Raw genomic sequence first — 22,478 nt, 5'->3', positions numbered from 1 at the left:
GGCGCGAAGTGGCGGATTTCTTTTCACTCTACGTCTGGCCGGCATTGATCGTGCTGGGGGAGAGCGTGCTCTTCCTCGTCGTCCTCCTGGTGCTGATCGCCTACATCCTGCTGGCCGACCGGAAGATCTGGGCGGCGGTGCAGATGCGCCGCGGCCCGAACGTCGTCGGCCCCTTCGGCCTGTTCCAGTCCTTCGCCGACCTGTTGAAGTTCATCCTGAAGGAGCCGATCATCCCGGCGAGCTCCGACAAGGCGGTCTTCCTGCTGGCGCCGCTGGTCGCGGTGGTTCTGTCGCTTGCCACCTTTGCGGTGATCCCGGTCTCGTTCGGCTGGGTGATCGCCAACATCAACATCGGCATCCTCTACGTCTTCGCGATCTCCTCGCTGGAGGTCTACGGCGTGATCATGGGCGGCTGGGCGTCGAACTCGAAGTATGCCTTCCTCGGCGCGCTTCGCTCGGCGGCGCAGATGGTGTCCTATGAGGTGTCGATCGGCTTCGTCATCGTCACCGTGCTCCTCTGCGTCGGCTCGCTGAACCTCACCGACATCGTGCTGGCCCAGGAGAACGGTTTCGGGACCTGGCTCGGCCTGCCGAACACCTTCCTCGACTGGCATTGGCTGACCCTGTTCCCGATGTTCGTCGTGTTCTTCATCTCGTCGCTCGCCGAGACCAACCGGCCGCCCTTCGACCTGCCGGAGGCGGAGTCGGAGCTGGTCGCCGGCTTCATGGTGGAGTACGGCTCGTCGCCCTATATGATGTTCATGCTCGGCGAGTATGCGGCGGTCACGCTGATGTGCTGCCTGATGACCATCCTGTTCATGGGTGGCTGGCTGCCGCCGTTCAACTTCGCACCGTTCACCTGGGTGCCCGGCATCATCTGGTTCGTGCTGAAGGCCGGCTTCGCCTTCTTCATGTTCGCCATGGTGAAGTCGTTCGTGCCGCGCTACCGCTACGACCAGCTGATGCGCCTCGGCTGGAAGGTGTTCCTGCCGCTGTCGCTGGCCATGGTGGTGATCGTCGCCTTCGTGCTGCAGCTCACCGGCTGGGGTGCCGCGGCGGTATGACCGACCCGGCCATCATCGGCGGGCTCGTCGGACTGCTTCTCGGGATCGCGGACTTCTTCGCGATCGGCTATGCGAAGCAGCGGGTCGCCAGAGAGCGGCCCTCCGAACGGCTCGGTGCCGGAGTGGCCCTCAACATCGCCCGGATTTCCCAGCTGATCCTGTTTCCTGTGGTCGGCTGGTTCGTCGGGCCAATCGTCGCCTCGTAGAATGGAGGCCTGAAAGCCATGTCGCAGATCGCCCAAACCGTCCGCTCCTTCTTCCTCATCGAGTTCGTCAAGGCATTCGGCCTGTCGATGCGCTACTTCTTCGCGCCGAAGGCGACGCTGAACTACCCCTATGAAAAAGGGCCGGTCTCGCCGCGCTTCCGCGGCGAGCACGCGCTGCGCCGCTATCCCAACGGCCAGGAGCGCTGCATCGCCTGCAAGCTCTGCGAGGCGATCTGCCCGGCCCAGGCGATCACCATCGAGGCGGGTCCCCGGCGCAACGACGGCACCCGCCGCACCGTGCGCTACGACATCGACATGGTGAAATGCATCTATTGCGGCTTCTGCCAGGAGGCCTGCCCGGTCGACGCCATCGTCGAGGGGCCGAACTTCGAGTTCTCGACGGAGACGCGCGAGGAACTCTACTACGACAAGGAAAAGCTGCTGGCGAACGGCGACCGCTGGGAGCGTGAGATCGCGCGCAACATTGCGCTCGACGCGCCTTACCGATAATCGGACGGGCGGCGCGGGCGACTCTTCCGCGCCGCTCTCCTTCCGGCGACCGTCGGCCGCATCAGACGATCCATCGGCACGGCCGTCCGGCCGCGTTTTCGAGACCACCAAGGGAGCCCGAGGATGCTCGGCCTTCAGGCACTTTTCTTTTACATCTTCGCCTTCATCGCCGTCGGCTCGGCGCTCGGGGTCGTCTTCTCCAAGAACCCCGTGCACTCGGTGTTGTTCCTGATTTTGACCTTCGTCGCAGCCGCGGGCCTGTTCCTGCTGGCGGGCGCGGAGTTCCTCGCGCTGATCCTCATCGTCGTCTATGTCGGCGCAGTGGCGATCCTGTTCCTGTTCGTCGTGATGATGCTCGACCTCGACTTCGGCCGAATGAAGGTGCGCGCGCTCGAATATGCGCCGATCGGGGCGATCATCGGCGTGGTGCTGCTGGCCGAGCTGATCATCGCGGTCACCGGCAGCTACTACAATCCGCAGCCCGCGGTCGTGACGGCCCTGCCGATGCCGCCGCTCGAGGCGGTGTCCAACATCCAGGCGCTCGGCGGCGTGCTCTACACCCGTTACATCCTGTTCTTCCAGCTCGCGGGCCTGATCCTGTTCGTGGCGATGATCGGGGCGATCGTCCTGACGTTGCGCCACAAGGAAGGCCTGAAGCGCCAGTCGATCCCGCAGCAGGTCGCACGCACCCCCGCGACTGCGATCGAGGTCGTCAAGGTCGAGAGCGGCAAGGGCATCTGAGGGCGAAAGGGAATATCGGCATGGAAATCGGTCTCGGCCAATATCTCACCGTCGCGGCGATCCTGTTCGTCACGGGCGTCTTCGGCATCTTCATGAACCGGAAGAACATCATCACCATTCTGATGTCGGTCGAGCTGATCCTGCTCTCCGTCAATCTGAACATGGTGGCGTTCTCGGCCTTCCTGAACGACCTCGTCGGCCAGGTCTTCGCGCTGTTCATCCTGACCGTCGCGGCGGCCGAGGCAGCGATCGGCCTCGCCATCCTCGTGGTCTTCTTCCGCAATCGCGGCTCCATCGCCGTCGACGACGTCAACACGATGAAAGGCTGATCCGGTGTATCCGATCATCGTCCTCCTGCCGCTCGCCGGCTTCCTGGTCGCCGGCCTGTTCGGCAAGTCCATCGGGGCCAAGGCCAGCGAGTACATCACCTCCGGCTTCCTGATCATTGCCGCGATCCTTTCGTGGATCGCCTTCATCTCCTTCGGTGCGGGCGAGGGGGAGACGCTGCGGATCACGCTCCTGCACTGGATGCAGGTCGGCTCGCTCGACGTCTCCTGGTCGCTCCGGATCGACCGGCTGACGCTGGTCATGCTGATCGTCGTCACGACGGTGTCGTCGCTCGTGCATGTCTACTCGATCGGCTACATGCACCACGATCCGCACCGGCCGCGCTTCTTCGCCTATCTGTCGCTCTTCACCTTCGCCATGCTGATGCTGGTGACGTCGAACAACCTCGTGCAGATGTTCTTCGGCTGGGAGGGCGTCGGTCTCGCCTCGTACCTGCTGATCGGCTTCTGGTACAAGAAGCCGTCGGCCAACGCCGCGGCGATGAAGGCCTTCATCGTCAACCGCGTCGGCGACTTCGGCTTTGCGCTCGGCATCTTCGGCGTCTTCGTCCTGTTCGGCTCCATCAATCTCGACACGGTCTTCGCCGGCGCGGCCGACGTCGCCGCTCAGCTCGGCGGCGCGCATCCCGCGGCCGGTGCTGCGGCGACCGCCGCCGCGCCGCATGCCAGGGACATCGTGCTGACCTTCGCCGGCTATCACCTGACGATGGCCAGCGCGCTGACGGTCGTCTGCTTCCTCCTGTTCATGGGCGCCATGGGCAAGTCGGCCCAGATCGGCCTTCACACCTGGCTGCCGGACGCGATGGAGGGCCCGACCCCGGTCTCCGCGCTGATCCATGCCGCGACCATGGTGACCGCCGGCGTCTTCATGCTGGCGCGCATGTCGCCGATCTTCGAACTGTCGCCGACGGCGCTGACCTTCGTCACCTTCATCGGCGCGACCACGGCGTTCTTCGCCGCCACGGTCGGACTCGTCCAGAACGACATCAAGCGCGTCATCGCCTATTCGACCTGCTCGCAGCTCGGCTACATGTTCGCCGCGCTCGGTGTCGGGGCCTACGGCGTTGCGATCTTCCACCTCTTCAGCCACGCCTTCTTCAAGGCGCTCCTGTTCCTCGGCGCCGGCTCGGTCATCCATGCCGTGTCCGACGAGCAGGACATGCGCCGCATGGGCGGCCTCAGGAAGCACATCCCGATCACCTACTGGTGCATGGTCATCGGCACGCTGGCGCTGACCGGCTTCCCCTTCACCGCCGGCTACTTCTCCAAGGACGCGATCATCGAGGCGACCTTCGTCGGGCAGAACAGCTTCGCGGGCTACGCCTGGGGCATGACCGTCCTGTCGGCGCTGCTGACGAGCTTCTACTCCTGGCGGGTGATCTTCATGACCTTCCACGGCAAGCCGCGGGCCTCCGCCGACGTCATGCACCACGTGCACGAGTCGCCCATGGTCATGCTGGTGCCGCTCTTCGTCCTCTCCGCCGGAGCGTTGTTCGCGGGCTTCCTGTTCTCCGGCTCCTTCATCGGCGAGGGCTATTCGGAGTTCTGGCACTCGGCGCTGTTCACCGGGCCGGCCAACCACGTCCTGCACACGATGGAGGAGATCCCGTTCTGGATCGCCATCCTGCCGACGGTGCTGATGGTGATCGGCTTCGTCGTCGCCTACGTCTTCTACATCCGCTCGCCGTCGATGCCGAAGGACCTCGCCAAGCGCCATCGCGGGCTCTACCAGTTCCTGCTCAACAAGTGGTACTTCGACGAGCTCTACGACTTCCTGTTCGTGCGCAACGCCAAGCGTATCGGCCGCTTCCTCTGGAAGACCGGTGACGGCCGCGTCATCGACGGGCTCGGCCCGGACGGCGTCTCGGCGCGCGTCCTCGACGTCACCGGCCGGGTCGTGCGGCTGCAGAGCGGCTATCTCTACCACTATGCCTTTGCCATGCTGATCGGCGTCGCCGCGCTGGTCACCTGGACCATGCTCGGGGGAGCGTACTGATGACCGGCTGGCCGATCCTTTCGACCGTCACGTTCCTGCCTCTCGTCGGCGCGCTCCTGATCCTCTTCATCAAGGACGACAACGAGCTGGCGCGGCGCAACATCCGCAATGTCGCGCTGCTGACGACCGCCTTCACCTTCATCCTCTCGCTCTGGATCTGGGTCGACTTCGATCCGTCGAACCCCGGCTTCCAGATGGTCGAGCAGATGAACTGGGTCGGCACCGGGATCACCTACCACATGGGCGTCGACGGCATCTCGATGCTGTTCGTGATCCTCACGACCTTTCTGATGCCGATCTGCATCCTGGCGAGCTACGAGTCGGTGAAGGTCCGGGTGAAGGACTACATGATCGCCTTCCTTGTGCTCGAGACGCTGGTGACCGGCGTCTTCTGCTCCCTCGACCTCGTGCTGTTCTACATCTTCTTCGAGGGCGGCCTCATCCCGATGTTCCTGATCATCGGCGTGTGGGGCGGCAAGCGCCGCATCTATGCGAGCTACAAGTTCTTCCTCTACACCTTCCTCGGCTCGGTGCTGATGCTGGTCGCCATCATGGCGATGTACTGGAACGCCGGCACCACCTCTATCCCGGACCTCCTGCGCCATCCGTTCCCGGCGTCGATGCAGCCCTGGCTCTGGTTCGCCTTCTTCGCGAGCTTCGCGGTGAAGATGCCGATGTGGCCGGTCCACACCTGGCTGCCGGATGCGCACGTCGAGGCGCCGACCGCCGGGTCGGTGATCCTCGCGGGTATCCTCCTGAAGCTCGGCGGCTACGGCTTCCTGCGCTTCTCGCTGCCGATGTTCCCGCTGGCCTCGGCCGAGTTCGCGCCGCTGATCTACACCCTGTCGGTCGTCGCGATCATCTACACGTCGCTGGTCGCGCTGATGCAGGAGGACATCAAGAAGCTGATCGCCTACTCGTCCGTCGCCCACATGGGCTTCGTCACGATGGGCATCTTCGCGGCGAACGCCCAGGGCGTGCAGGGCGCGATCTTCCAGATGCTCTCGCACGGCCTCGTCTCCGGCGCGCTGTTCCTCTGCGTCGGCGTCGTCTACGACCGCATGCACACCCGCGACATCGCCGCCTATGGCGGCCTGGTGAACCGCATGCCGCACTACGCGGTGGTCATGCTGATCTTCACCATGGCGAATGTCGGCCTGCCGGGCACTTCGGGCTTCGTCGGCGAGTTCCTGACGCTGCTCGGGGTCTTCCAGGTCAACACCTGGGTCGCGATCTTTGCCACGACCGGCGTCATCCTCTCGGCGGGCTACGCGCTCTGGCTCTACCGCCGGGTGATCTTCGGCGCGCTGGAGAAGGAGAGCCTGCGGCAGATCCTCGATCTCTCCGGCCGCGAGAAGATCCTGCTCTACCCGCTGGTCGTGCTCACCATCTTCTTCGGCGTCTATCCGATGCCGGTCTTCCACGTGACCGCCGCCTCGGTGGATCAACTCGTCCACAGCTACAGCGCAGCCCTGCAGACGGCCTCCACCGTCGCGGGCCTGCAGTAAGACGAAAAGGCCCGTTTCGCCCATGTTTTCGGAAATGGTCGCCCACAGCCTGCCGATCGTCGCGCCCGAGCTGATCATGGCGGTCGGTGCGATGGTGCTCCTGATGATCGGCGTCTTCGCCGGTGAGGGCAGCGCCCGGATCGTCACCGGCCTCGCGGTCGCCCTGATCATCATCTCCGGTCTCTGGCTGATCTTCGTCACGCCCTACGGGGTCGCGTTCGGCGGGTCGTTCCTGCTCGATCCGTTCGCCGCCTTCATGAAGATCCTGGTGCTGATCGGTTCGGCCGCGGCGGTGATCATGTCCGTCGGCTATGCCGAGAGCGAGCGCTTCAACCGCTTCGAGTTCCCGGTGCTGATCGTGCTCTCGACCACCGGCATGATGATGATGGTCTCCGCCGGGGACATGATCACGCTGTATCTCGGGCTCGAACTGCAGTCGCTGGCGATCTACGTTCTGGCCGCGATCAATCGCGATTCCGTGCGCTCGACCGAGGCCGGCCTGAAGTACTTCGTGCTCGGCGCGCTGTCCTCCGGCATGCTGCTCTACGGCGCCTCGATGGTCTACGGCTTCACCGGCCAGATCGAGTTCCATGCGATCGCCGCGGCGGCGTCCGCCGAGGGTGCCCGCTCGCTCGGCCTCGTCGTCGGCATCGTCTTCGTCCTCGCCGGTCTCGCCTTCAAGATCTCGGCAGTGCCGTTCCACATGTGGACGCCGGACGTCTACGAGGGCGCACCGACGCCGATCACCGCCTTCATGGCGGGCGCGCCGAAGGTTGCGGCCATGGCGCTGCTCGTCCGCTTCACCGTGCAGGGCTTCGGACCGCTGGCGGTCGACTGGCAGCAGGTGATCATCTTCATCTCGATCCTGTCGATGGTCTTCGGTGCCTTCGCGGCGATCGGCCAGAGCAAGATCAAGCGGCTGATGGCCTATTCCTCGATCTCGCACATGGGCTACGCGCTGGTGGGTCTGTCGGCGGCGAGCGTCCAGGGCGTGCGCGGCGTCGCGCTCTACATGGCGGTGTATCTCGCCATGACCCTCGGCACCTTCGCCGTCATCCTCGCCATGCGGCGCCGTGACGGCGTCGTGGAGGACATCGACGATCTCGCCGGCCTGTCGAAGACCAATCCGGCGATGGCGGTGTTCCTGACGATCCTGATGCTGTCGCTCGCGGGCCTTCCGCCGCTCGCCGGCTTCTTCGCCAAGTACTTCGTGTTCATGGCGGCGGTGCAGGCGCATCTCTACGCGCTGGCGGTGATCGGCGTCCTCGCCTCGGTGGTCGGCCTCTTCTACTACCTGCGCATCGTCAAGGTGATGTGGTTCGACGAGCCCTCGCACGAGTTCGTCCCGATGGCGACGGAGCTGCGGGCGGTCCTGTGGGTCGCCGGCCTGTTCATCTTCCCGGTCTACCTGTTCGTCGGCGGTCCGATCTTCGCGGCGGCAGAGGCGGCGGCCAAGACCTTCTTCTGACGGTGTCCCGGGCGGCTTCCTCCCAGCGCCGGCGCCTCGCGCTTCCAGAGGTCACCTCGACCAACAGCGTGGCGCTGGAAGCCGCGCGGGCCGGCGATCCCGGCCCGCTCTGGGTGACGGCCGAGCGCCAGTCCGCCGGCCGCGGCAGGCGCGGCCGGGCCTGGGTGTCCGAGGCCGGTAACCTCTATGCGAGCTGGCTCGTCGTCGACCCGGCGCCGCTCGATCAGCTGACCAACCTGCCGCTCGTTGCCTCGCTCGGCGTGCGCAACGGCATCGCCGCGCTTCTCGGCGGGGACGGCGAGCGCGCGCAGGTCAAATGGCCGAACGACGTCCTCGTGTCGGACAAGAAGGCCGTCGGCATCCTTCTCGAAAGCGAGCGCCTGCCCGACGGGCGGATGGCTGTCGTCGTCGGCTGCGGCGTCAACGTCGCGCATGTGCCCGACGATGCGCCTTACGGCGTCACCAGCCTCGAGCGCGAGGGCGTGCTGCGGCCGCTCGACGTCGTTTTCGATACCATCGCCGGCGCTGTGGAAGCGGCCTTCGGCCTGTTTGCCCGCGGGGCCGGCTTTGCCGCCGTGCGGCGGGACTGGCTGGCGCATGCAGTCGGCGTCGGCGGGCCGTGCCGGGTCAATCTCTCCGACCGCAGCCTCGAGGGGCGGTTCGAGGCGCTCGACCAGAGCGGACGGCTGCTTCTCAGGCAGGACAACGGCGAGACCATCGCTATATCTGCCGGTGACCTCTTCTTCCTCGGCGCCGATGCGCGCGGGACGCCCGGCGTTCCCGCATCGGCCGACGCCCGGGGTCAAACGAATGTGTGAAAAGTGAACGACAACGGGGCGCCATCGGAACAGCCGGCGCGGCGCCCGAACGAGAGAAGACAGACAGCTTGAACGAACTTCAATTCGTGCCGCTCGGCGGCATCGGCGAGATCGGCATGAATCTCGCCCTCTACGGCTATGGTCCCGAAGACGACCGGCAGTGGATCGTCGTCGATTGCGGCGTCTCCTTCGCCGGGCCGGAGATGCCCGGGGTCGACCTCGTCTTCCCGGACATCCGGTTCCTGGAGGAGGAGCGTCATGCGCTGAAGGGGATCGTGATCACCCATGCGCATGAGGATCATTACGGCGCCCTCCTGGACCTCTGGCCGCGGCTGAAGGTGCCGGTCTACGCCACCGCCTTCACCGCCGGTCTGCTCGCGGCGAAGCGCGAAGGCGAGCCGGGCGCGCCGAACATCCCGGTGCAGCTCTTCAAGGCCGGCGACCGCTTCAGGCTCGGCCCCTTCGAGATCGAGGCGATCAACGTCACGCATTCGATCCCCGAGCCGGTGGCGCTGGCGATCCGGACGGAGGCCGGCACCGTCATCCATACTGGTGACTGGAAGATCGATCCGACGCCGGCGCTGGGAGCGCCGACCGACGAGAAGCGCCTGCGCGAGATCGGCGATGCGGGCGTCCTTGCGATGATCTGCGACTCGACCAATGCGCTCCGGGACGGCGTCTCGCCGAGCGAATCGGAGGTCTCGGCGTCGCTGGCGGAGATCATCCGCAACGCCAAGGGCCGCGTCGCGGTCACCACCTTCTCGTCCAATGTCGGCCGGATCCGTTCCGTCGCCGCCGCGGCGCGCGACGCCGACCGGCAGGTTCTGCTGATGGGACGGTCGATGAAGCGCGTCGTCGATGTCGCGACCGAGCTCGGCTACATGGAGGGCCTGCCGCCGTTCCTCGGCGAGCAGGACTTCGGCTACATTCCGCCGGAGAAGGCGGTGATCATCCTCACCGGCAGCCAGGGCGAGCCGCGCGCGGCGCTGGCCCGCCTGTCGCGCGACGAGCATCCGGCCGTGAGCCTGTCGAAGGGCGACCTCGTGATCTTCTCCTCGCGCTCGATCCCGGGCAACGAGAAGCCGATCATCGAGATCAAGAACGCCCTCATCGAGCGCGGCATCGAGGTGCTGGAGGACGGGGCGAAGCTCGTTCACGTTTCCGGCCATCCGAGGCGCTCCGAGATGCGCCAGATGTACGAATGGGTGCGGCCGCAGATCGCGGTGCCTGCGCATGGCGAGGCGGCGCATCTGATCGCCCATGCCGCGCTGGCGCGCGAGATGGGCGTCAAGGAAGTGGTCGCGGCCCGCAACGGGCGCGCGATCCGCCTATCACCGGGGCCGGGCGCGATCGTCGACGAGGTTCCGGTCGGACGGCTCTACAAGGACGGCAAGCTCATCGGCACGGCCGAGGAGATGGGCATCATCGAGCGCCGTCGCCTGTCCTTCGTCGGGCACATTTCGGTGCTGGTGGAGCTGACGGCCAAGAACGCGCTCCGCGACGACCCGGAGATCGTCGCCCTCGGCCTGCCGGAGGCGGACGAGGAGGGCGACGACATGGAGGACATCCTGATCGATGCCGCCGCCGGCGCCGTGGACAGCATCCCGCCGCAGCGGCGCAAGGACGTCGAGACGGTTCGTGAGGCGGTGCGTCGCGCCGTCCGCTTCGCCGCCTATGACGCCTGGGGAAAGAAGCCGGTGGTGACGGTCTTCGTCTCGCGCAGCTGAGAGGGGCGCGCCGTCTGACAGACCGTCCGCGGCGTCGTGCTCGGGACCGGGAACCGCTGCTTTATCGGCAGGGCGCCATTCGCTATTGTCGGGGCTGAAGGTTCGGTCGGGATCGACATGGACCGCGCAGACGAGGAGGGGGCGCATCGATGTCGAAGGTCAGCACCTGTCTGTGGTTCGGCAACGAGGCGGAAGCAGCGGCGCGCTTCTACGTCTCGCTCGTGCCGGACTCCCATCTCGATCACGTCCTGCACGCGCCGGGCGACTGGCCGGGCGGCAAGGCAGGCGACGTGATCATGGTGAGCTTCAGCCTTGGCGGCCAGAGCTTCCAGGGATTGAACGGCGGCAAACCTGCCGACTACGGCACGGCCGCCTCGATTTCTGTCGAATGTGCGGATCAGGCCGAGGTCGATCGGCTGTGGACGGCGCTGACCGCCGACGGCGGCAAGGAAATCATGTGCGGATGGCTGCGGGACCGATGGGGCGTGCCCTGGCAGATCGTCCCGCGGATGTTGCCGCGTCTCCTGGCCGATCCCGATCCCGGCGTCGCCGGCCGCGTCTTCGCGGCGATGTCGGCGATGGTCAGGCTCGACATCGCCGCGCTGGAGCGCGCTGCCGCCGGATGACGAACGCGATGAATCCCGTCTTGGCAGCCGCTGGCCTTCCATCTCTCACTCAAAGCCAGAGAGCGGAGGCTCGATGCTCGATCGACTGAACCATGTGGCCCTCGCCGTGCCCGACCTTGCCGCCGCCGCGGCGCGCTACCGCGAGACGCTGGGCGCGACCGTGTCGGCGCCGCAGCCGCTGCCCGAGCACGGGGTGACGGTGGTCTTCGTCGACCTCGGCAATTCCAAGGTCGAGCTGCTGGAGCCGCTCGGCGAGGGTTCGCCCATCGCCGCCTTCCTCGCCAAGAATCCCAGGGGCGGCATGCACCACGTCTGCTACGAGGTGTCCGACATTCGCGCCGCGCGTGATCGGCTGCTGGCGTCCGGCGCAAGGGTGCTCGGCGACGGCGAGCCAAAGATCGGCGCGCATGGCCGGCCGGTGCTCTTCGTCCATCCCGGTGATATGTTCGGGACGCTCACGGAACTGGAGGAGGTGTAACGATGGGCTGGGTCTCGGGAACCGCCATCTACTTCATCATCTGGTGGACGTCGCTGTTCGTCGTCCTGCCCTTCGGCCAGCAGTCGCAGCTCGAAGCGAGCGAGATCACGCTGGGCACCGAGCATGGCGCGCCGGTCGAGCACCGGATGGGCCGCAAGGTGCTCCAGACGACGGTGCTCGCCACGATCGTCTTTGCGATCTTCTACGTGGTGACGCAGGTCTTCGGGCTCGGTCCCGACACCTTTCCGCATGTCATTCCCGGGACATGACGAGCGCGCGTTCTGTCCGGAGCAAGACGCTCCGACAGCAACGCACCCAATATCCGTGTCCACCGAACACTGCCCAAAAAAAATGCAAGGCTTTCGCCTTGCATCGAGATCAAGCGCCTGGATTTCCGTCCGATGTTTCACCGGGGCTGCGGCGTCCGCCGCGCCGGAAATCACGTCCTCCCAAGACTAGACCGCTCGTAGCGGCGCCCCTGGGGCGCCGTTTGTTATGCGGCGCGAACTTATCGCTGCTGCAAGAGCTTGTCACGTGAAATTTGCAACCGTGTCATTCTTTGGTCGCTTTGTCTTCGGCGACACTGCGGCCCATCCGAGGTCGGCGCCGGATCGCGGCCCCTGAAGCGTGCCGACTTTCCAAGCCTTCGCCGACCGTTTAAGAGGCGTCGGGGCCGACCGATCCGCCCGAACGTCACCGGATGAACGCATGCGACTGTCGCGATATTTCCTGCCGATCCTGAAGGAAACGCCGAAGGAAGCGGAGATCGTCTCCCACCGGCTGATGCTGCGGGCGGGCATGATCCGCCAGCAGGCCGCCGGGCTCTACGCCTTCCTGCCGCTCGGCAAGCGCGTGCTCGACAAGGTCTGCGCGATCATCCGCGAAGAACAGGACCGGGCAGGGGCGAACGAGATCCTGATGCCGACGATCCAGTCCGCCGACCTCTGGCGCGAGAGCGGGCGCTACGAGGATTACGGCAAGGAGATGCTGCGGATCGAGGACCGGCACGAGCGCGACCTGCTCTACGGGCCGACCAACGAAGAGGTCGTCACCGACATCTTCCGGTCCTACGTGCGCTCCTACAAGGACCTGCCGCTCAACCTCTACCACATCCAGTGGAAGTTCCGCGACGAGGTGCGGCCGCGCTTCGGCGTGATGCGCTCGCGCGAATTCCTGATGAAGGACGCCTATTCCTTCGATCTCGACCAGGCCTCGGCCGAGACGGCCTATCACCGCATGTTCGTCGCCTATCTCAGGACCTTCGAGCGTTGCGGGCTGAAGGCGATCCCGATGCGCGCCGACACCGGCCCGATCGGCGGCGACCTTTCGCACGAATTCATCATCCTCGCCTCGACCGGCGAGAGCGAAGTGTTCTGCCACCGTGACTTCCTCGAGCTCGCGGTGCCGGGCGAGGAACTCGACTTCGACGACGCCGCGGGCCTTGCCGGCATCGTCAAGACCTGGACGGCGCCCTACGCCGCGACCGACGAGATGCACGACGAGGCGGCCTGGGCCGCGCTGCCTGCGGAAGACCAGGTCGCTGCGCGCGGCATCGAGGTCGGCCACATCTTCTATTTCGGCACCAAGTACTCCAAGCCGATGAACGCCGTCGTCACCGGCCCGGACGGCAAGGACGTTCCGGTTCACATGGGCTCCTACGGCATCGGGCCGAGCCGGCTGATCGCCGCGATCATCGAGGCCTCCCACGACGAGAACGGCATCATCTGGCCGAAGTCGGTGGCGCCTTTCGATGTCGGCCTGATCAACATGAAGCCGGGCGACGCCGACTGCGACCGTGCCTGCGACGATCTCTACGCCCGCATGCAGGCTGCCGGCCTCGACGTCCTCTACGACGATCAGGACACGCGCGCGGGCGCCAAGTTCGCCACGATGGACCTCATCGGCCTGCCGACGCAGGTGATCGTCGGTCCGCGGGGCGCCAAGGCAGGGGAGGCGGAGATCAAGCTGCGGGCGACCGGCGAGCGCATGACCCTGCCGCTCGACGCCGTCGTCGCACGGGTGCTTTCGTGACCGCCATGACCGCGGCAGGGCAGATGGTGGCGGAGGCGCCGTCCTCGACGCGGCCGTTCTCCCGCTTCGAATGGATGATTGCCGGCCGCTATCTGCGGGCCCGGCGCCGCGACGCCGGCGTCTCGGTCATCGCCGGCTTCTCCTTCGTCGGCATCATGCTCGGCGTCGCTGCCCTGATCATCGTCATGTCGGTGATGAACGGCTTTCGCGGGGAGCTCTTGTCCCGCATCCTCGGCGTGAACGGCCATGTCATCCTCTATCCGATCGACTCGCCGCTGAAGGACTACGACGCGGTGGCGGCGCGACTGGAAAAGGTGCCGGGGGTCAAGTTCGCCATGCCGCTGGTGCAGGGCCAGGTGCTCGCCTCCGGCTCCAGCGGCACGAGCAGCGGCGCACTCGTCAAGGGCGTTCAGGGCGCCGATCTCGCCAAGCTGACGCCGGTCGCCTCGAACATCAAGCAGGGCTCGCTGAAGGATTTCGACAAGGGCGACGGCGTCGCCGTCGGCAGCCGGCTGGCGCAGGCGCTCGGGCTGCGGCTCGGCGACAACATCACCCTCGTCTCGCCGGAAGGGGATGTGACACCCTTCGGCACGAGCCCGCGCGTCAAGGCCTACCCGGTCACCGCGATCTTCGAGATCGGCCTGTCCGAATATGACGCGGCCTATGTCTACATGCCGCTCCACCAGGCGCAGCTCTATTTCAATCAGCAGGACCAGGTGCAGTCGATCGAGATGTTCGTCGACGACCCGGACCAGGTCGGCGCGATGCAGCCGGAGATCGAGAAGGCCGCCGGGCGGCCGAACTACACGACGACCTGGCAGACGCAGAACGAGAGCTTCTTCTCCGCGCTGAACGTCGAGCGCAACGTGATGTTCATCATCCTGACGCTGATCGTGCTCGTCGCGGCGCTGAACATCATCTCCGGCCTGTTCATGCTGGTGAAGGACAAGGGCCGCGACATCGCCATCCTGCGGACCATGGGCGCGACCAAGGGCGCCGTGATGCGCGTCTTCCTGATCACCGGCGCCTCGATCGGCATTGCCGGCACGGCGGCTGGCCTCGTGCTCGGCGTGGTCTTCTGCCTGAACATCGAGAACATCCGGCAGTTCTTTTCCTGGCTGTCCGGCACGACCCTGTTCAATCCGGAATTCTATTTCCTGAGCCAGCTTCCCGCCGAAGTCGACTCGTCCGAGGTGATCATGGTCGTCGCCATGGCGATCGGCCTGTCCTTCCTGGCGACGATCCTGCCGTCCTGGCAGGCGTCGCGACTGGATCCCGTGGAGGCGCTGCGGTACGAATGATGACTGAGACTTACGCGCTGCGCCTGCAGAATGTCGGCCGGCACTTTTCGCAGGGCGAGGGGCGGCTGACCATCCTGGAAGGCGCCGAGACGACGGTGGCCGCGGGCGAGATGGTGGCGCTCGTCGCGCCCTCCGGCGCCGGCAAGTCGACGCTCCTGCAGATCGCCGGCCTGCTCGACCGGCCGGACGAGGGCGAGGTCTATGTCGGCGGTGAGGCCTGCGGCACGCTCAACGACGATCGCCGCACGCGCATGCGCCGCCAGTCGATCGGCTTCGTCTACCAGTTCCACCACCTCCTGCCGGAATTCTCTGCGCTGGAGAACGTGATGATGCCGCAGATGATCCTCGGCCTGTCTCGGCAGGACGCCGCGGAGCGGGCGCAGGAACTGCTCGACTACATGCGGATTGGCAAGCGCGCCGCGCATCGCCCGGCGGAACTGTCCGGCGGCGAGCAGCAGCGCGTGGCGATCGCCCGCGCGGTCGCGAACTCGCCGCACGTGCTCCTCGCCGACGAGCCGACCGGCAATCTCGACCCGACGACGTCCGGCTACGTATTCGATGCGCTGACAGCCCTCGTACGCCAGTCCGGCGTCGCGGCGCTGATCGCCACCCACAACCACGAACTCGCCGCGCGCATGGACAGGGCGATCACGCTGCAGGACGGCAAGATCGTCCCGCTCGAATTCCATTAGGTCGAAGAGTAGCTGTCGCAGTTGGTGCTCTGCACCAGCGGCGAGGGATCACAGCGTTGCATCTCGCGGCGGCGGATGCCGGCGCGTGACGTACCGGTGCTACCGGGCCGCGATCTCCGATTCGGGATTGCGGCAGCGCCAGTTCCAGTCGCGCTTCGGCCCGACATCGACATGGATCGCGCGGGTGTTGCAGTAGGTGCCGACGCCGCCGCGGCCCGGCAGCGCGCGCACGAATGCGGCGACCTTGAAGCGGTCCGTGTCGGGAATGACGACGTCGGCCGCGTTGCAGTTCATGTGCTGCGAGTGGAGCGCCCCATTGACGGCGCGATTGTGCTCCGGGCTGCGGTAGCCCGACGTGATGATGATCCGCTTGCCGAAGCGCTGCTCGATCGCGTGCAGGATGCCGACGAGCTTCTGCGGAAAGCATGCGGTCTGGACGTCGTTGCGCTGGACCATCAGCCCGTTGGCGCCGAGCCGCGCCATGCCGCCCAGCGAGGCCTCCTGATAGGAGCTCATGACGTCGCCGACAGCATCCTCGTTGGCCGCCTCCTTCTGGCCGATCTCGAACAGCGAGGTCGGGTCGACGCCGGGCAGGTTGGCGTCATAGAAGTGCTGCTTCTCCTCGCCGCTCCGAAAGACCACGCGCCGGCTCTTGCCGCTCTCGACATTGCCGAGCGGCACGCGCGGCTTGCCGTTGGTGAACAGCGACGTGAACAGCGAACGATTGGCCGATTCCGGCGCATCGCCGGACGAACCGTCGCCTTCGCCGACGGTCGCGCCGGCATAGGCGGCGATCGCCTTGCCGCTCGCGGCATGCGACGAGGCGGGAAGCATGAGCGAGGATTCGGAGGAGGGGGCCGATGCGGCCTTTGACGGCGGCGTCCCGGCAGCGGCCGATGCTGGCGCAGCGCCTTCATGGCCGGACGGGGTCGACGATGCGCCCGCGCCGCCCTGCTTGCCGGCATCGCTGCTATTCGCAGGGGCCGCGCTCGCGACCTTCTGCGCCGTGGTGCCGGAAAAGCCGAAGGCGGTGGTGTCGTCCACTGCCGAGACGCAGGAACTGATCAACGGCAGGCACGCCACGATCGCCGAAGCGACCAGGCTTCGCCTGTACTGCTGCCGGGCCATGCCGGCGCCGTCCTTCGCCACGATCGTCCTATACCCCCTTGCCGGCGGCCGGATCGGCCCTGCGGGACACGCGAGTGTGATGCGGCTTCGACTTGGTCCCCACCACCGCCGGCCCAACGGACCGGCGGAACCGAAGCATTTCCTAACATCGCGTAAACGAGGAGGTATTGCTAGAATACGGCGAGAGGAAGTTCAACCTTGCCTGCAGCCTGCCGTGCCGCGCGTCCAGCCCGGCTCACCAGCTGCCGGTGTTCTGCATCGAGCTCCACGGCTCGGCGGGCGCCTTGGCATCGCCCTTCTGCAGGAGCTCGAAGGAGATGTTGTCGGGCGACTTGACGAAGGCCATGTGACCGTCGCGCGGCGGCCGGTTGATGGTGACGCCCGCGTCCATGAGGCGCTGGCAGGTGGCGTAGATGTCGTCGACCTCGAAGGCGAGGTGGCCGAAGTTGCGCCCCCCGGAATAGGTCTCCGGGTCCCAGTTGTAGGTCAGCTCCATCAGCGGCGCCTTGTTTTCCTTCGCGCCGGGCATGTCGCCGGGAGCGGCCAGGAAGATCAGCGTGTACCGGCCCTTTTCGCTCTCGATCCGCCGCGTCTCCACGAGACCGAGCTTGTTGCAGTAGAAGTCGAGCGACGCCTCGACATCGGTTATCCGCACCATGGTGTGCAGGTAGCGCATGAACTGGCCCTCCATCGGTTATCCGGCGCGGGAGGGTAGGGCTCCGCGCCGCAAAGCCAACAGTGCGGCGCGAAAAGGGGGACCCGGCCTCCGGATCCCCCGGTTGCGCGTGGAGACGGCGTCTCCACCTCAGCGAATGCCGCGACCGGTTACTGGTTCGCGGCCGACTTGGCGGCGTCGAGCGCCTTCATGCATGCCTGCTCGTTACCCGCGTCGGCGGCCTTCTGCGCCGCCGCGAGATGCGTCGCAACCGCCGAGCTGCCGCCGGTGGACGCGGTCGTCATCGCGTCGTCGCCGGAGGTCGAACCGGAAGCGGACGCGTTCCCCCCAGCGTTCGATGCCGATTCCTGACTGTCGGAAGCGACCTTTCCGAGAGCCGCGGTCGGCGCGATGCCCGAAACGGCGCCCGTTGCGCTCTGGCCCTCATCCTGCGGCTTCTGCGCGTTCTCGGCGGTGTAAGTTTCGACGCCGCTCTTGTTCGCCGCCGTCTGGTCCTTGTCGGCCGGCGTCTTGTCGGCGGACACCCTGCCGCTCTGTTGATCGGTGCCGGGCATCTGCGCCACGTCGGTCGAACCGGCCTGGCCGGCGCCAGCCGATGCCTGCGTGTTCATGTTGCTCTTGAATGCGGCAAGATCCTGCGCGCAGTCGGCGAATGCGCTGCCGGCCGCGGCAGTGGCGATCGAGATCGTCAGCGCCGAGGCGAAGATGCTGAGCTTGGACATTGTGGCTTCTCCCAGTTGACCTAGTCTGCACGGTGCTCCCGAGGCCTGAACCCGGCCACCTTCCGCAATGTTCCAGAGTGTCGACGGCAAACGATTGCTGCACCGCCGAGGCCGGATCGCTCCGCGGGCCGGATGAGCTTTGCTGCAAAACCATCTACTCTTCACGGTTCCGGCCGTTTCGAACGATGATTGCACTGCGAACGATCGAAATACGGGGAATGTGACGATTGCCGCAGAAATGCGTGCAGCTGCCTCTTGCTTCGATCGGCACAGATAATGCTAAGATTTCGTGTCGCGATTCGGTTGGCGTAAAAGGCGGAACCCCCGAATGCCGGAGAGACTCTCTGCACAGCTGCGAGACGGGCACGAGGCGCCGGCTGGCGGCGATGTCGGCCTCACGGTGATCTCTGGTCACATCAAGTGGTTCGACGTCTCCAAGGGCTTCGGCTTCATCGTGCCGGACGAGCGCGGCCCGGACATCCTGCTGCATGTGACGTGTCTGCGGCGCGACGGCTTTTCCACCGCCCCCGAGGGGGCGCGGCTGGTCTGCGAGGTCCAGCAGGGGGAGAAGGGTCTGCAGGCGTTCCGCATCCTGTCGATGGACCAGTCGACGGCGGTCCACCCGTCGCAGATGCCGCCGTCGAAGACGCATGTGACGGTGGCTCCCAGCAGCGACCTCGTCGCCGCCGTGGTGAAGTGGTTCAACCGGACGAAGGGCTACGGCTTCGTGACGCGCGGCGAGGGCACCGAGGACATCTTCGTGCACATGGAGACGCTGCGCCGCTACGGCATGAGCGAGCTCAGGCCCGGGCAGAGCGTGATGGTGCGCTTCGGCAACGGCTCGAAGGGGCTGATGGCGGCGGAAATCCATCCGGCCGGCGGAGCGGAACGACCAGCCTCCCACTGAAGCCGGCGATGGCCGTCGGACGTGCGGCCCGGCGGAGAGCCACGCATCCGGAGTGCGGCGCCTGCGCCCCATCGTCCCGGTTGCGCCTGCCGCGGAAAACCGCTTCCCATCGTTCCGGGTCGCGCGCTAGTTTGCGCCGCACCTCTTTGCGGATGAATGCATGATGATCGCACGCAAGCTCGCCCTCGGCGGCACGGTCGCCGCAGTCGCCGTCGTCGCTGCCGCCTATCTCGCCTTCGCCGGCGGAACGGCGACGGCAACGCTCGTCACCGACAGCGGGCGGCACAAGCTCGACATCGAGATCGCGGCGACCGAATCCGAGCGCGAGACCGGGCTGATGAACCGATCGTCCATGCCGCAGGATCACGGGATGCTGTTCGTCTTCGACGCGACCGGACCGGTCGCCTTCTGGATGAAGAACACGCTGATCCCGCTCGACATGCTGTTCATCGACGACAAGGGAACGGTGAAGAGCATCAAGACCAACGCCCAGCCGCTGGACGAGACGCCGATCCCGTCGGGCGTCCCGGTCCGCTACGTGCTCGAGCTGAACGGCGGCGCGGCCGCGCGGCTCGACGTCAAGACCGGCGACCGGCTGGAGACCGAGGCGATCCCGGCCACGAACTGAGCCGCTCCGCAGCCCGGCCGCACGGCAGCCTCGGGCGGCATCGCTCGCGCCATGACCTTGTGGTGCAGCCGGGTGGTTCCTCTCTCCCTGGTCGGAGAAATCGCGTTCGGGCGACCTTGACTTCGCCCTTGCGCACCGGCACATCCCCAGCGGTGGCATCGGCATGCCGCGGCGGAGCGTAGCGCAGTCTGGTAGCGCATCTGGTTTGGGACCAGAGGGTCGCAGGTTCGAATCCTGCCGCTCCGACCAGCATCGTCGGTGCTTCTTAACGTTCCGGTGTTGTGGTTCTGGCGCGGAACATCGAGACGAGGCCCGAATGCTTGCACGTATCTACCGTCCCTCCCGAAACGCCATGCAGTCCGGCAAGGCGAAGAGCCGCGAGTGGCTGCTGGTCTATGAACCCGAGGAGCAGAAGCGGGTCGAGCCGCTGATGGGCTATACCTCGTCCGGCGACATGCGCTCGCAGGTGCGCCTGTCCTTCAAGACCAAGGAAGAGGCGGTCGAATACGCCGAGCGCAACGACATCCCTTACCGGATCGAGGAGCCGCACATCGCGCAGGGGCGCCCGAAGATCGCCTATTCCGACAACTTCAAATATGATCGCCGCCAGCCCTGGACGCATTGAGGTTCGCTTCGCTCAGCCCGAGCGGCGAACGAAGCGGCGCTCGGAAGATGCGGCGGCTGACGGCGAGACATGATACGACTGCGCAGTCGCTCCGCGACGCGACGGCCCCGTAGCTCAGAGGATAGAGCACCGGCCTTCTAAGCCGATGGTCGCAGGTTCGAATCCTGCCGGGGTCGCCATCAATTCTTTCGCGGTTTCAGTGACTTACGCCGGTCGCTGGGGCGCGTTCCCCAAGCCGCGATTTGTCCCGAGATCACCGTCTTTCACAGCGTGAGGCTGCCTCAACCGGCTGTATGTCCCCGCGCGGGACGCCGGTCGTGCCGCCATCCCCTGCAAGGTCCTCATTCTCCATCCCCTTCAGCAGCAAAGAAATGCGCGGCGGAGCCGCAGATTGGAAAATCTCGCATGTGCATTCTCCGAGCCCTCCGCTAATCCGGCGGCACGATCACCGGAGAGGGCGGCGCCGTAGTCCGACATGCACGACAGTTTTCTGGTTCGCCTGATCCCCAATCTCGGGCAGGTCACATATGCGGAGAGACTGCGCGCCAGCATCGGCGGGCTGATGGGCATCCTCATCACCGGGCTCGTCACGCGGCTCATCCTCGGACCGTCCGGGGACGTTCCACTGCTGATCGCGCCGATGGGCGCATCGGCGGTGCTCCTGTTCGGCGTGCCGTCCAGCCCGTTGGCGCAACCCTGGTCGATCCTCGGCGGCAACGGCCTCGCCGCCCTCATCGGCGTGGCCTGCCGGCTCTGGATTCCGGATCCGATCGTGGCCGCGGGAGTAGCGGTGAGCCTAGCGATCGGGACGATGTTCTTTCTTCGGTGCCTGCATCCGCCGGCCGGCGCTGTGGCGATCACGGCAGTTCTGGCCGGGCCGGCTGCGCAGTCGCTGGGATTCGCCTTCGCCCTCGCGCCCGTCCTTCTGAACTCGGCTCTCCTTCTCGCCGTCGCGCTTGCCTACAACAACCTGACGCGCCACCGGTATCCTCACCTGCGTCCGCTGAGGGACAGCCGGCACGGCACCTCGGATTCCCCGCCGACGGAGCGCGTCGGCTTCACCCTTGCAGATCTGGACACGGTTCTCAGCCGGTATGACGAGGTGATCGACATCGACCGGGATGACCTGGCGAACCTCCTGTGGGAGGCGGAGAGGGAAGCTTATCGGCGGCGCTCGGGAGACGTCGTGTGCGCCGACTTCATGTCCCGGGAGGTGGCGACGGTCCGCCCCTCGGCGACGCTCGACGAGGCCTGGCGAGTCCTGCGGGCGCACCGGTTCAAGGCGCTGCCGGTGATTTCCGAAGACCGCAGGGTCCTCGGGATCGTGACCCAGACCGATCTCCTCCATGCGATCGGCCGTGGCTCCCGCCGGCCGGCATTCGGGAGGGCCGATCGCCTGCAACAGGCCATCAGCACCGGGTTCTCGTCCCGCACGCAAGTCGCCGAAATCATGAGCAGCCCCGCCCGCTGCGCGGATGCCGACCTCACGATCGCTGAGCTCGTTCCCCTGATGGCCGATGCCGGACTTCATCACATGCCGGTGGTCTCCCAAGGGCGTCTGGTCGGCCTGGTGACGCAGTCCGACCTGATCGCGGCGCTGTTCCAAGGCAGCCTGCGGGAGACGACGGTCTCGGCGGCCTAGCGTCGTCGAAGCGATTCCGTCTCCAGCCTCCCTGTCCTCTACGGCGACACCCGGCATCGGCCGGATGTGCAGGGGTGTGTCGGGCGCATACCGTTGGTCCAGCGTCAGGACACGTAGTCGGACGGAAGGACGAGGCGTCCCGTCTCGGCGTCCTGATAGAGCGGCGGCTTCACGCGCGAGGCGAGGGCGTCTTCGAGCCGTCGAAGCTCGCCGCTCACCTGATGCCGCGTGAGGGCGGTGGAGAACACCGGCGTGAAGTCCCGGCCGGCACTGCCCGGCTCACCCGTAGCACGCCAGAGCGCCGCGGCGAGGGACAGTCGGCATGCCTCGGCGTCGGCGAGGCGGCAGAGGCTCCAATCCGGCCACAGGCTGATGAGTTCGGTCCCGACGCGGAGCCCCGTGGCAGGTGCACTGGCTTCCGTTCCCTAAAGCGCGCCAGCGATGTCCAGCAAGCATCCGGGGCCGGTCCATACGCCGAGCAGGAGAGGGCCGTGCCCGGTGCGCGCCCTGCGGTGCATGACCGCGAGCAGCTCCGAGATCTGGGCAAGCGCGAACTCCCGGCATCCCGCGTCGCGGACCACTGCGAGCATCGCCGCCGGCTCTGGCGCGACGTTGGATGCAGTGATCGGGGTGGGGC

At 66.4% G+C, this 22,478-nt stretch carries 24 protein-coding genes and 2 tRNA genes; 22 read left to right on the top strand and 4 right to left on the bottom strand.

All coding sequences use genetic code 11. The features are described 5' to 3' along the window. Positions 1–8: 8 nt before the first annotated feature. The 16 genes from nuoH (at position 9) to AB5S17_RS14175 (ending at position 15,513) form a co-directional block, all read left to right on the top strand. Positions 9–1,064, top strand: coding sequence for an NADH-quinone oxidoreductase subunit NuoH (nuoH, locus tag AB5S17_RS14250; protein WP_369240461.1), 1,056 nt, complete (start codon positions 9–11; stop codon positions 1,062–1,064). Then, on the top strand, positions 1,061–1,270 hold the full coding sequence (locus AB5S17_RS14245) for a hypothetical protein (RefSeq protein ID WP_369240459.1): 210 nt from the start codon (positions 1,061–1,063) through the stop codon (positions 1,268–1,270). Before nuoH ends, AB5S17_RS14245 begins: the two co-directional genes overlap by 4 nt. An 18-nt stretch (positions 1,271–1,288) precedes the next feature. Beyond that, positions 1,289–1,780, top strand: coding sequence for an NADH-quinone oxidoreductase subunit NuoI (nuoI, locus tag AB5S17_RS14240; protein WP_369240457.1), 492 nt, complete (start codon positions 1,289–1,291; stop codon positions 1,778–1,780). 123 nt (positions 1,781–1,903) lie between these two features. Then, on the top strand, positions 1,904–2,521 hold the full coding sequence (locus AB5S17_RS14235; RefSeq protein ID WP_369240455.1) for an NADH-quinone oxidoreductase subunit J: 618 nt from the start codon (positions 1,904–1,906) through the stop codon (positions 2,519–2,521). A gap of 20 nt (positions 2,522–2,541) precedes the next feature. Beyond that, on the top strand, positions 2,542–2,850 hold the full coding sequence (gene nuoK / locus AB5S17_RS14230) for an NADH-quinone oxidoreductase subunit NuoK (protein WP_369240453.1): 309 nt from the start codon (positions 2,542–2,544) through the stop codon (positions 2,848–2,850). 4 nt (positions 2,851–2,854) lie between these two features. After that, positions 2,855–4,864, top strand: coding sequence for an NADH-quinone oxidoreductase subunit L (gene nuoL / locus AB5S17_RS14225; protein ID WP_369240451.1), 2,010 nt, complete (start codon positions 2,855–2,857; stop codon positions 4,862–4,864). After that, positions 4,864–6,372 carry an NADH-quinone oxidoreductase subunit M gene (locus tag AB5S17_RS14220; RefSeq protein ID WP_369240449.1) on the top strand — a complete coding sequence of 503 codons (1,509 nt, stop codon included), beginning with the start codon at positions 4,864–4,866 and terminating at the stop codon, positions 6,370–6,372. Before nuoL ends, AB5S17_RS14220 begins: the two co-directional genes overlap by 1 nt. 22 nt (positions 6,373–6,394) lie before the next feature. Beyond that, positions 6,395–7,840: an NADH-quinone oxidoreductase subunit NuoN gene (nuoN, locus tag AB5S17_RS14215; protein WP_369240447.1), complete on the top strand. Its 1,446-nt coding sequence runs from the start codon at positions 6,395–6,397 to the stop codon at positions 7,838–7,840. 2 nt (positions 7,841–7,842) lie between these two features. Further along, complete coding sequence (locus tag AB5S17_RS14210; protein ID WP_369240445.1) at positions 7,843–8,658, top strand: biotin--[acetyl-CoA-carboxylase] ligase; 816 nt, start codon at positions 7,843–7,845, stop codon at positions 8,656–8,658. A gap of 116 nt (positions 8,659–8,774) precedes the next feature. Then, on the top strand, positions 8,775–10,385 hold the full coding sequence (locus AB5S17_RS14205; RefSeq protein ID WP_369240843.1) for a ribonuclease J: 1,611 nt from the start codon (positions 8,775–8,777) through the stop codon (positions 10,383–10,385). 149 nt (positions 10,386–10,534) lie between these two features. Continuing rightward, positions 10,535–11,011, top strand: coding sequence for a VOC family protein (locus tag AB5S17_RS14200; protein WP_369240443.1), 477 nt, complete (start codon positions 10,535–10,537; stop codon positions 11,009–11,011). 73 nt (positions 11,012–11,084) lie between these two features. Then, positions 11,085–11,489, top strand: coding sequence for a methylmalonyl-CoA epimerase (mce, locus tag AB5S17_RS14195; RefSeq protein WP_369240441.1), 405 nt, complete (start codon positions 11,085–11,087; stop codon positions 11,487–11,489). A 2-nt stretch (positions 11,490–11,491) separates the two neighbouring features. Then, on the top strand, positions 11,492–11,758 hold the full coding sequence (locus AB5S17_RS14190; RefSeq protein WP_369240439.1) for a DUF1467 family protein: 267 nt from the start codon (positions 11,492–11,494) through the stop codon (positions 11,756–11,758). Between the two features lie 439 nt (positions 11,759–12,197). Continuing rightward, positions 12,198–13,520 (top strand): proline--tRNA ligase, encoded by a 1,323-nt coding sequence (proS, locus tag AB5S17_RS14185; RefSeq protein WP_369240437.1) that lies wholly within the window; start codon positions 12,198–12,200, stop codon positions 13,518–13,520. Positions 13,521–13,525: 5 nt separating this feature from the next. Next, a complete protein-coding gene (locus AB5S17_RS14180; RefSeq protein ID WP_369240841.1) occupies positions 13,526–14,821 on the top strand; it encodes a lipoprotein-releasing ABC transporter permease subunit in 1,296 nt (431 codons plus the stop codon). After that, positions 14,821–15,513: an ABC transporter ATP-binding protein gene (locus AB5S17_RS14175; protein WP_369240839.1), complete on the top strand. Its 693-nt coding sequence runs from the start codon at positions 14,821–14,823 to the stop codon at positions 15,511–15,513. Before AB5S17_RS14180 ends, AB5S17_RS14175 begins: the two co-directional genes overlap by 1 nt. Before the next feature lie 99 nt (positions 15,514–15,612). On the opposite strand, the gene AB5S17_RS14170 is transcribed toward AB5S17_RS14175, so the two are convergent. The 3 genes from AB5S17_RS14170 to AB5S17_RS14160 form a co-directional block, all read right to left on the bottom strand. After that, on the bottom strand, positions 15,613–16,662 hold the full coding sequence (locus AB5S17_RS14170) for a YcbK family protein (RefSeq protein WP_369240435.1): 1,050 nt from the start codon (positions 16,660–16,662) through the stop codon (positions 15,613–15,615). Positions 16,663–16,876: 214 nt separating this feature from the next. After that, a complete protein-coding gene (locus tag AB5S17_RS14165) occupies positions 16,877–17,317 on the bottom strand; it encodes a VOC family protein (protein WP_369240837.1) in 441 nt (146 codons plus the stop codon). A 149-nt stretch (positions 17,318–17,466) separates the two neighbouring features. Further along, on the bottom strand, positions 17,467–18,204 hold the full coding sequence (locus tag AB5S17_RS14160) for a hypothetical protein (RefSeq protein ID WP_369240433.1): 738 nt from the start codon (positions 18,202–18,204) through the stop codon (positions 17,467–17,469). Between the two features lie 163 nt (positions 18,205–18,367). On the opposite strand from AB5S17_RS14160, the gene AB5S17_RS14155 reads away from it, so the two are divergent. The 6 genes from AB5S17_RS14155 to AB5S17_RS14130 all read left to right on the top strand — a co-directional run bounded on the left by AB5S17_RS14155 (position 18,368) and on the right by AB5S17_RS14130 (position 21,841). Then, on the top strand, positions 18,368–18,946 hold the full coding sequence (locus tag AB5S17_RS14155; protein ID WP_369240431.1) for a cold-shock protein: 579 nt from the start codon (positions 18,368–18,370) through the stop codon (positions 18,944–18,946). A gap of 160 nt (positions 18,947–19,106) precedes the next feature. Next, entirely contained in the window at positions 19,107–19,574 is a 468-nt protein-coding gene (locus AB5S17_RS14150; protein ID WP_369240429.1) for a DUF192 domain-containing protein, read from the top strand. A gap of 172 nt (positions 19,575–19,746) precedes the next feature. Beyond that, a tRNA-Pro gene (locus AB5S17_RS14145) sits at positions 19,747–19,823 on the top strand. A 67-nt stretch (positions 19,824–19,890) separates the two neighbouring features. Next, positions 19,891–20,199 (top strand): ETC complex I subunit, encoded by a 309-nt coding sequence (locus AB5S17_RS14140; RefSeq protein ID WP_369240427.1) that lies wholly within the window; start codon positions 19,891–19,893, stop codon positions 20,197–20,199. 103 nt (positions 20,200–20,302) lie between these two features. Then, positions 20,303–20,378, top strand: a tRNA-Arg gene (locus AB5S17_RS14135). Between the two features lie 296 nt (positions 20,379–20,674). After that, positions 20,675–21,841 (top strand): HPP family protein, encoded by a 1,167-nt coding sequence (locus tag AB5S17_RS14130; protein WP_369240425.1) that lies wholly within the window; start codon positions 20,675–20,677, stop codon positions 21,839–21,841. Positions 21,842–21,945: 104 nt separating this feature from the next. On the opposite strand, the gene AB5S17_RS14125 is transcribed toward AB5S17_RS14130, so the two are convergent. Further along, a complete protein-coding gene (locus AB5S17_RS14125) occupies positions 21,946–22,089 on the bottom strand; it encodes a hypothetical protein (protein ID WP_369240423.1) in 144 nt (47 codons plus the stop codon). Between the last annotated feature and the right edge of the window lie 389 nt (positions 22,090–22,478).

This window comes from Jiella sp. M17.18 (assembly GCF_041027365.1).
In the GTDB taxonomy this organism is placed as follows: domain Bacteria; phylum Pseudomonadota; class Alphaproteobacteria; order Rhizobiales; family Rhizobiaceae; genus VKMB-3413.
This window is presented reverse-complemented; position numbering and strand designations above follow the sequence as displayed.

What these genes read in the sequence shown, in the direction of transcription:
- AB5S17_RS14165 (WP_369240837.1), bottom strand. Translation starts at nt 17,317, where the DNA reads ATGCGCTACCTGCACACCATGGTGCGGATAACCGATGTCGAGGCGTCG.
- AB5S17_RS14150 (WP_369240429.1), top strand. Translation starts at nt 19,107, where the DNA reads ATGATGATCGCACGCAAGCTCGCCCTCGGCGGCACGGTCGCCGCAGTC.
- AB5S17_RS14155 (WP_369240431.1), top strand. Translation starts at nt 18,368, where the DNA reads ATGCCGGAGAGACTCTCTGCACAGCTGCGAGACGGGCACGAGGCGCCG.
- AB5S17_RS14205 (WP_369240843.1), top strand. Translation starts at nt 8,775, where the DNA reads ATGAATCTCGCCCTCTACGGCTATGGTCCCGAAGACGACCGGCAGTGG.
- nuoN (WP_369240447.1), top strand. Translation starts at nt 6,395, where the DNA reads ATGTTTTCGGAAATGGTCGCCCACAGCCTGCCGATCGTCGCGCCCGAG.
- AB5S17_RS14220 (WP_369240449.1), top strand. Translation starts at nt 4,864, where the DNA reads ATGACCGGCTGGCCGATCCTTTCGACCGTCACGTTCCTGCCTCTCGTC.
- AB5S17_RS14130 (WP_369240425.1), top strand. Translation starts at nt 20,675, where the DNA reads ATGCACGACAGTTTTCTGGTTCGCCTGATCCCCAATCTCGGGCAGGTC.
- AB5S17_RS14235 (WP_369240455.1), top strand. Translation starts at nt 1,904, where the DNA reads ATGCTCGGCCTTCAGGCACTTTTCTTTTACATCTTCGCCTTCATCGCC.
- mce (WP_369240441.1), top strand. Translation starts at nt 11,085, where the DNA reads ATGCTCGATCGACTGAACCATGTGGCCCTCGCCGTGCCCGACCTTGCC.
- AB5S17_RS14140 (WP_369240427.1), top strand. Translation starts at nt 19,891, where the DNA reads ATGCTTGCACGTATCTACCGTCCCTCCCGAAACGCCATGCAGTCCGGC.
- AB5S17_RS14175 (WP_369240839.1), top strand. Translation starts at nt 14,821, where the DNA reads ATGACTGAGACTTACGCGCTGCGCCTGCAGAATGTCGGCCGGCACTTT.
- AB5S17_RS14200 (WP_369240443.1), top strand. Translation starts at nt 10,535, where the DNA reads ATGTCGAAGGTCAGCACCTGTCTGTGGTTCGGCAACGAGGCGGAAGCA.
- nuoI (WP_369240457.1), top strand. Translation starts at nt 1,289, where the DNA reads ATGTCGCAGATCGCCCAAACCGTCCGCTCCTTCTTCCTCATCGAGTTC.
- AB5S17_RS14190 (WP_369240439.1), top strand. Translation starts at nt 11,492, where the DNA reads ATGGGCTGGGTCTCGGGAACCGCCATCTACTTCATCATCTGGTGGACG.
- nuoK (WP_369240453.1), top strand. Translation starts at nt 2,542, where the DNA reads ATGGAAATCGGTCTCGGCCAATATCTCACCGTCGCGGCGATCCTGTTC.
- AB5S17_RS14245 (WP_369240459.1), top strand. Translation starts at nt 1,061, where the DNA reads ATGACCGACCCGGCCATCATCGGCGGGCTCGTCGGACTGCTTCTCGGG.
- proS (WP_369240437.1), top strand. Translation starts at nt 12,198, where the DNA reads ATGCGACTGTCGCGATATTTCCTGCCGATCCTGAAGGAAACGCCGAAG.
- AB5S17_RS14180 (WP_369240841.1), top strand. Translation starts at nt 13,526, where the DNA reads ATGACCGCGGCAGGGCAGATGGTGGCGGAGGCGCCGTCCTCGACGCGG.